General features: G+C 64.9%; 5 protein-coding genes. 1 reads left to right on the forward strand and 4 read right to left on the reverse strand.

Features of this window, described 5'->3' with window-relative positions; genetic code table 11:
• Position 1: 1 nt before the first annotated feature.
• The 4 genes from fba to tkt all read right to left on the reverse strand — a co-directional run bounded on the left by fba (position 2) and on the right by tkt (position 5619).
• Complete coding sequence (fba, locus tag SE91_RS01015; protein ID WP_025034030.1) at positions 2–1069, reverse strand: class II fructose-bisphosphate aldolase; 1068 nt, start codon at positions 1067–1069, stop codon at positions 2–4.
• A 57-nt stretch (positions 1070–1126) separates the two neighbouring features.
• Positions 1127–2323 carry a phosphoglycerate kinase gene (locus SE91_RS01020; protein WP_061846259.1) on the reverse strand — a complete coding sequence of 399 codons (1197 nt, stop codon included), beginning with the start codon at positions 2321–2323 and terminating at the stop codon, positions 1127–1129.
• A gap of 152 nt (positions 2324–2475) precedes the next feature.
• Positions 2476–3483, reverse strand: a complete 1008-nt coding sequence (gap, locus tag SE91_RS01025; protein ID WP_060737140.1) for a type I glyceraldehyde-3-phosphate dehydrogenase — start codon at positions 3481–3483, stop codon at positions 2476–2478.
• Positions 3484–3633: 150 nt separating this feature from the next.
• Positions 3634–5619 carry a transketolase gene (gene tkt / locus SE91_RS01030; RefSeq protein ID WP_061846260.1) on the reverse strand — a complete coding sequence of 662 codons (1986 nt, stop codon included), beginning with the start codon at positions 5617–5619 and terminating at the stop codon, positions 3634–3636.
• Positions 5620–5988: 369 nt separating this feature from the next.
• Here tkt and SE91_RS01035 point away from each other — a divergent pair, with 369 nt between their 5' ends.
• Positions 5989–6309, forward strand: coding sequence for a DUF4164 domain-containing protein (locus SE91_RS01035; protein ID WP_014439722.1), 321 nt, complete (start codon positions 5989–5991; stop codon positions 6307–6309).
• Positions 6310–6321 lie beyond the last annotated feature (12 nt).

Raw genomic sequence — 6321 nt, forward strand, 5'->3', positions numbered from 1 at the left:
GCTACGCGACCTTCGGATCGAGCTCGCCCTTGGCGTAGCGCTTGGCCATCTCGGCGGTGGTCAGCACCTTCTTGATCTTGGAGGCCTGGCCGGCCGTGTTGAACTCCTGGAGGCGCTGCTTGCACAGCTTGGTCATCGCCTCCATCGCCGGCTTCAAATATTTGCGCGGATCGAACTCTTCCGGATTGTCCTTGAGCACCTTGCGGATCTGGCCGGTCATGGCCATGCGGTTGTCGGTGTCGATGTTGATCTTGCGCACGCCGTTCTTGATGCCGCGCTGGATCTCGGCGACAGGCACGCCCCAGGTCGGCTTCATCTTGCCGCCATAGGCATTGATGATGTCCTGAAGGTCCTGCGGCACCGAGGACGAGCCGTGCATGACCAGATGCGTGTTCGGCAGCTTGCGGTGGATCTCCTCGATCACGTTCATGGCGAGGATGTCGCCGTCCGGCTTGCGGGTGAACTTGTAGGCGCCGTGCGAGGTGCCCATCGCGATCGCGAGCGCGTCGACCTTGGTCTCCTGCACGAACTTCACGGCTTCGTCCGGATTGGTCAGGAGCTGGTCGTGGCTGAGCTTGCCTTCGGCGCCGTGGCCGTCTTCCTTGTCACCCATGCCGGTTTCGAGCGAGCCGAGCACCCCGAGCTCACCCTCAACTGAGATGCCGCCGAGATGGGCCATGTCGGTCACGGTCTTGGTGACGCCGACATTGTAGCCCCAGTCGCCGGGGGTCTTGCCGTCCGCCTTGAGCGAGCCGTCCATCATCACCGAGGTGAAGCCGGCCTGGATCGCGGTCATGCAGGTCGCCGGCTCGTTGCCGTGGTCGAGATGCACGCAGACCGGAATGTGCGGATAGATCTCGGTGACCGCGTCCATCATGTGCTTGAGCATGACGTCGTTGGCGTAGGAGCGGGCGCCGCGCGAGGCCTGGATGATGACGGGCGCGTCGACCTGGTTGGCCGCGTCCATGATCGCCAGCGCCTGCTCCATGTTGTTGATGTTGAAGGCCGGTACGCCGTAATCGTTCTCCGCCGCGTGGTCGAGCAATTGACGTAACGTGATCCGAGCCATCTGTCTTGTTCTCCCGTTTGGGCCTTGCAAGGCCGCTCAATGTTTGCCGATTGAAGCTTACTTGACGCGCAGCACCTCGACCCCGGGCAGGGGCTTGCCTTCCATCCATTCAAGGAACGCGCCACCGGCGGTCGAGACATAGGTGAAACTGCCGGCGACGCCGGCCTGGTTGAGCGCCGCGACGGTGTCGCCGCCGCCGGCGATCGAGATCAGCTTCTTCGCCTTGGTACGCTCGGCAGCGTGCCTGGCGGCCGCGACGGTGCCGCGGTCGAACGGCTGCATCTCGAACGCGCCGAGCGGCCCGTTCCAGACCAGCGTGGCGGCATCGTCGATCGCGGCGTGAACGCGCGCGATCGATTGCGGGCCGACGTCGAGGATCATGCCGTCGGCGGGGATCGCGTCGAGCCCGTAGGCGTGCGAGGGCGCATTCGCTGCGAAATGATAGGCGACGGTGGCATCGACGGGCAGGATGATCGCGCAATTGGCGGCTTCCGCCTTCTCCATGATGCGCAGCGCGGTGGCGCTAAGATCCTTCTCGGCCAGCGACTTGCCGACGCCGACGCCCTGGGCGTGCAGGAAGGTGTTCGCCATGCCGCCGCCGATCACGAGCGCGTCGACCTTGGTGACGAGGTTTTCGAGCAGGTCGATCTTGGTCGAGACCTTGGCGCCGCCGATGATCGCGATGACGGGCTTGGTCGGCGAGCCCAGCGCCTTCTCCAGGGCATCGAGCTCGGCCTGCATGGTGCGGCCGGCATAGGCCGGCAGCTTGTGGCCGAGGCCTTCGGTCGAGGCATGCGCGCGGTGAGCCGCCGAGAACGCGTCATTGACCCAGATGTCGCCGAGCTTTGCGAGCTCCGCGACGAAGGCCGGATCGTTCTTTTCCTCTTCCTTGTGGAAGCGGGTGTTCTCCAGACACAGGATGTCGCCGTCCTTCAAGTCGTCGACGACCTTGGCCGCGGGCTCACCGATGCAGTCCTCGGCGAATCCGACGGGCTTCTTCACCACCTTCGACAGCGCTTCCGCGACCGGTTTGAGCGAGTCCTTGGCATCGCGTCCCTTCGGCCGGCCGAAATGCGCGAGCAGGATGACCTTGCCGCCTTTGCCAGCGAGCTCGGTGATGGTCGGCGCGACGCGCTCGAGCCGGGTGGCGTCGGTGACGCGCCCGTTCTCCATGGGCACGTTGAGGTCGACGCGCAGCAGCACGCGCTTGCCCTTCACGTCGACGTCGTCGAGGGTGCGGAATTTGTTGGTCATGCTCGGCTCTCTTGTCCCGGGCGCTGCGCAGCGCGAAGCGGTGCGCTGCAGAACCGGGACCCACATCACAGCGAGTCCCGCGGCTAGATGGGTCCCGGCTCTGCGGTGCAGCGCTTAAGCGCTGCTCCGCGTCCGGGACACGCGACCTCGGCTCAGATCTTCTTCGCGATCGCGACGGCGGTGTCCGCCATGCGGTTCGAGAAGCCCCACTCGTTGTCGTACCAGGACATCACGCGCACCAGCGTGCCGTTCTGCACCTTGGTCTGGTCCTCGTGGAAGGTCGAGGAGTGCGGGTCGTGATTGAAGTCGATCGAGACGTTCGGCGCGCTGGTGTAGCCGAGGATGCCCTTGAGCTGCTGCTCAGAGGCGCGCTTCATCGCCGCGTTGATCTCCTTGGCATCGGTTGCGCGCTTGGCGACGATCTTGAGGTCGACGACCGAGACGTTCGGGGTCGGCACGCGGATCGCGACGCCGTCGAGCTTGCCCTTCAGTTCGGGCAGCACCAGGCCGATGGCCTTGGCAGCGCCGGTCGAGGTCGGGATCATCGACATCGCAGCGGCGCGGCCGCGGTAGAGATCCTTGTGCAGCGTGTCCAAAGTCGGCTGGTCGCCGGTATAAGCGTGGATCGTGGTCATGAAGCCCGTTTCGATGCCGACGAGATCGTTCAGCACCTTGGCGACCGGCGCGAGACAGTTGGTGGTGCAGCTGCCGTTGGAGACGACGAGGTGATCCTTGGTCAGCGTGTCGTGGTTGACACCGTAGACGATGGTGGCATCGGCGCCGTCGGCGGGTGCGGAGACCAGCACGCGCTTGGCGCCGGCGGTCAGATGCGCGGAGGCCTTGTCCTTCGAGGTGAAGATGCCGGTGCATTCCAGCGCGACATCGACGCCGAGATCTTTCCAGGGCAGCTTCGCGGGATCGCGCTCGGCGGTCACCTTGATCTTGTTGGCGCCGAGGCTGATGGAGTCGCCGTCGACGGTGACGGTGCCGGGGAAGCGGCCATGGACGCTGTCGAAACGAAGCAGATGGGCGTTGGTCTCGACCGGGCCGAGGTCGTTGATGCCGACGACCTCGATGTCCTTGCGGCCTGACTCGGCGATCGCCCGCAGGACGTTGCGGCCAATGCGGCCAAAACCGTTAATTGCGACGCGGACTGCCATGTTTCGTCTCCTTCAATGACCGTTGTCATCCCGCACAACGCGCGGTGGGCGCGCCTGCGAGGGTTTTTTAGGGGCGGGCGCCCGGTTCGGCCGGGCGGTGCTTGATCATATGGGAGATTAGGTAGTCCTTTTTTGCGGCAAGCTCAACTCTCAGGAAACGCGCTTCAGCACAGCGTTAACCGCGGCCTCGGCGGTGATGCCGAAATGCTTGTAGAGCTCCTTGGCAGGACCGCTTTCGCCGAAGGAATGCATGCCGACGAATTCGCCATCCTGACCGATCACGGCATCCCAGCCCCAGCGCACGGCGGCTTCGATCGCAATCTTCACCGGCGCGTTGCCGATGATCGCGGCACGTTTTGCCTCTGGTTGCGCTAGCAACAGCTCCAGAGAGGGAACGGAGACAACGCGCGACGCGACGCCGCGTTCCGCGAGTTGCTTCTGAGCGGCGACCGCGATCTCGACTTCGGAGCCGGAGGCGAACAGCGTCGCCTTGGCTTCGCCTTGGGCAGCGACCAGTTCATAGGCACCAACCGCGCAAGGATTGTCGTTCGGTGCGGTGGTGCGCAGCTGCGGCAGGTTCTGGCGCGTCAGCGCCAGCACGGTCGGACCATCGATGCGGTTGAGCGCGAGCTCCCAGCACTCGGCGACCTCGATGGCATCGCACGGACGGAAGACGCGCATGTTGGGAATGGCGCGGAGCGCAGCGAGATGCTCGACCGGCTGATGGGTCGGACCGTCTTCGCCGAGGCCGATGGAATCGTGCGTCATCACATAGACGACGCCGGCACCCATCAGCGCGGCGAGGCGCATCGCTGGACGGGCGTAGTCGGTGAACACCAGGAAGGTCGCGCCGTTCGGTGCGAAGCCGCCATGCAGGAAGATGCCGTTCATCGCCGCGGCCATGCCGTGCTCGCGGATGCCGTAATGGATGAAGCGGCCCTTCGGCGTCTTGGCCGAGAACGCGGTCGCCGACTTCGCCTTGTTGTTGTTGGAGCCGGTGAGATCGGCGGAGCCCGCGAGGAATTCCATCGGCATCGCGCCGGCAATCACTTCGATGACGGCTTCCGAGGATTTGCGGGTCGCCGCAGTCATCGGCTTTTCCAGCAGCTCCTTCTTGTACGCGCGCACCGCCTTTGCCAGCGAAGCCGGCCGCTCGTGACGCAGGCGGCGCTCGAACTCGGCGCGCTTGCGGCTGCCGAGTTCGCCCAGGCGTGTTTCCCATTCCTGGCGTGCGGCTGCGCCACGGCTGCCGGCCGCGCGCCAGGCCTTCAACACGTCATCCGGCACCGAAAACGGCTCGAGCGAAATGCCGAGATTTTCCTTGGCGGCCTTGAGTTCGTCAGCGCCGAGTGCTTCGCCATGCACCTTCGAGGTGCCGGCCTTGTGCGGCGCGCCGAAGCCGATGGTGGTGCGGCAGGCGATCAGGGTCGGCTTGTTCGACTTTTTCGCGCGCGTGATGGCGTCGGCGATCGCGGCCTGATCATGGCCGTCGATCTTCTCGGCGGCCCAGCCCGCCGACTTGAAGCGCTTCACCTGGTCGACGGAATCGGAGATCGAGGTCGGGCCGTCAATCGAGATGCCGTTGTCGTCATAGAGCACGATCAGCTTGTTGAGCTTCCAGTGCCCGGCCATCGCGATCGCTTCCTGCGACACGCCCTCCATCAGGTCGCCGTCGGAGGCCAGCACATAGGTGTGATGGTCGACGATCTTCTTGCCGAACTCGGCGGCCAGCATCTTCTCGGCGAGCGCCATGCCGACCGCGGTCGAGATGCCCTGGCCGAGCGGCCCGGTGGTGGTCTCGATGCCCTTGGTGCGGAAATTCTCGGGATGGCCGGGGGTGAGCGAGTCGACTTGGCGGAACTGCTTGATCTGGTCCAGCGTCATCTCGGAATTGCCGGTCAAATACAGCAGCGAATAGAGCAGCATCGAGCCGTGGCCGGCCGAGAGCACGAAGCGGTCGCGATCCGGCCAGCTAGGCGCGCCGGCATCAAATTTCAGGAATTGCGTGAACAGCACCGTGGCGATGTCGGCAGCGCCCATCGGCAGGCCGGGATGGCCCGATTTGGCCTTCTCGACGGCGTCCATCGCAAGGCCGCGGATCGCGTTGGCCATACGGGTGTGATCGACCTGCGTCATGTCTGAAATCCGTCTGAAATGAGGCGCTTGGAGGCGATGTACGCCCGCGCGGGAGGAGCCTGGCGGCCACTGAAGGTCGGGGCTGGGATAGCACCTCGGTTCCGGGAGTCCAAGGCAATCAAACGCCGGTTTGACCGTAAAAGTTGCCTCTGTGGAGAGCGGTTTTCCGCAGCGATCGTGGCCGGGCGGAATGGCGGATCAGCACGGCTTCATCCGATTGATCGGTGCATAGTTTCGCGGCGGCGTTGCGCTTCCCTAGCTTGCCACGTAAATTTCTGCTTCTAACCGCTTGCCGAACCGAGTCTTTTGCCGGACGGCAAGCTCCAGGGTAAAGGCCGCCAGACAGGCCACAGGTTCGCCGCTGACTGCATGAACGATCGCGTGTCCAACAGTTCCGCTATGACGGAGTCGTCCGCCGTCGAGATCGAGATTGCGACCCGCAGGCTCACGGCGGCGCTCGACGCGCTGGAAAGCGCGGTGGAGCGGCGGCGCGATGCCGATCGCGACGAGAACGAGCTTGCGGCACGCATCCAGGCGCTCGGCGCCGATCGCTCGCGGCTCGCCGACGAGCTCGACGGCGCGCTGGTGAAGGCACGCAAGCTCGAGCGCACCAATCGCGAAATCTCCGACCGGCTGGATTCCGCCATCGTCACGATACGCTCGGTGCTCGATACCGGAGAGGACGGATGAGCCACATCAACG

Origin of the sequence: Bradyrhizobium sp. DOA1, from assembly GCF_001593325.1 — a bacterium.
Lineage (GTDB): Bacteria > Pseudomonadota > Alphaproteobacteria > Rhizobiales > Xanthobacteraceae > Bradyrhizobium.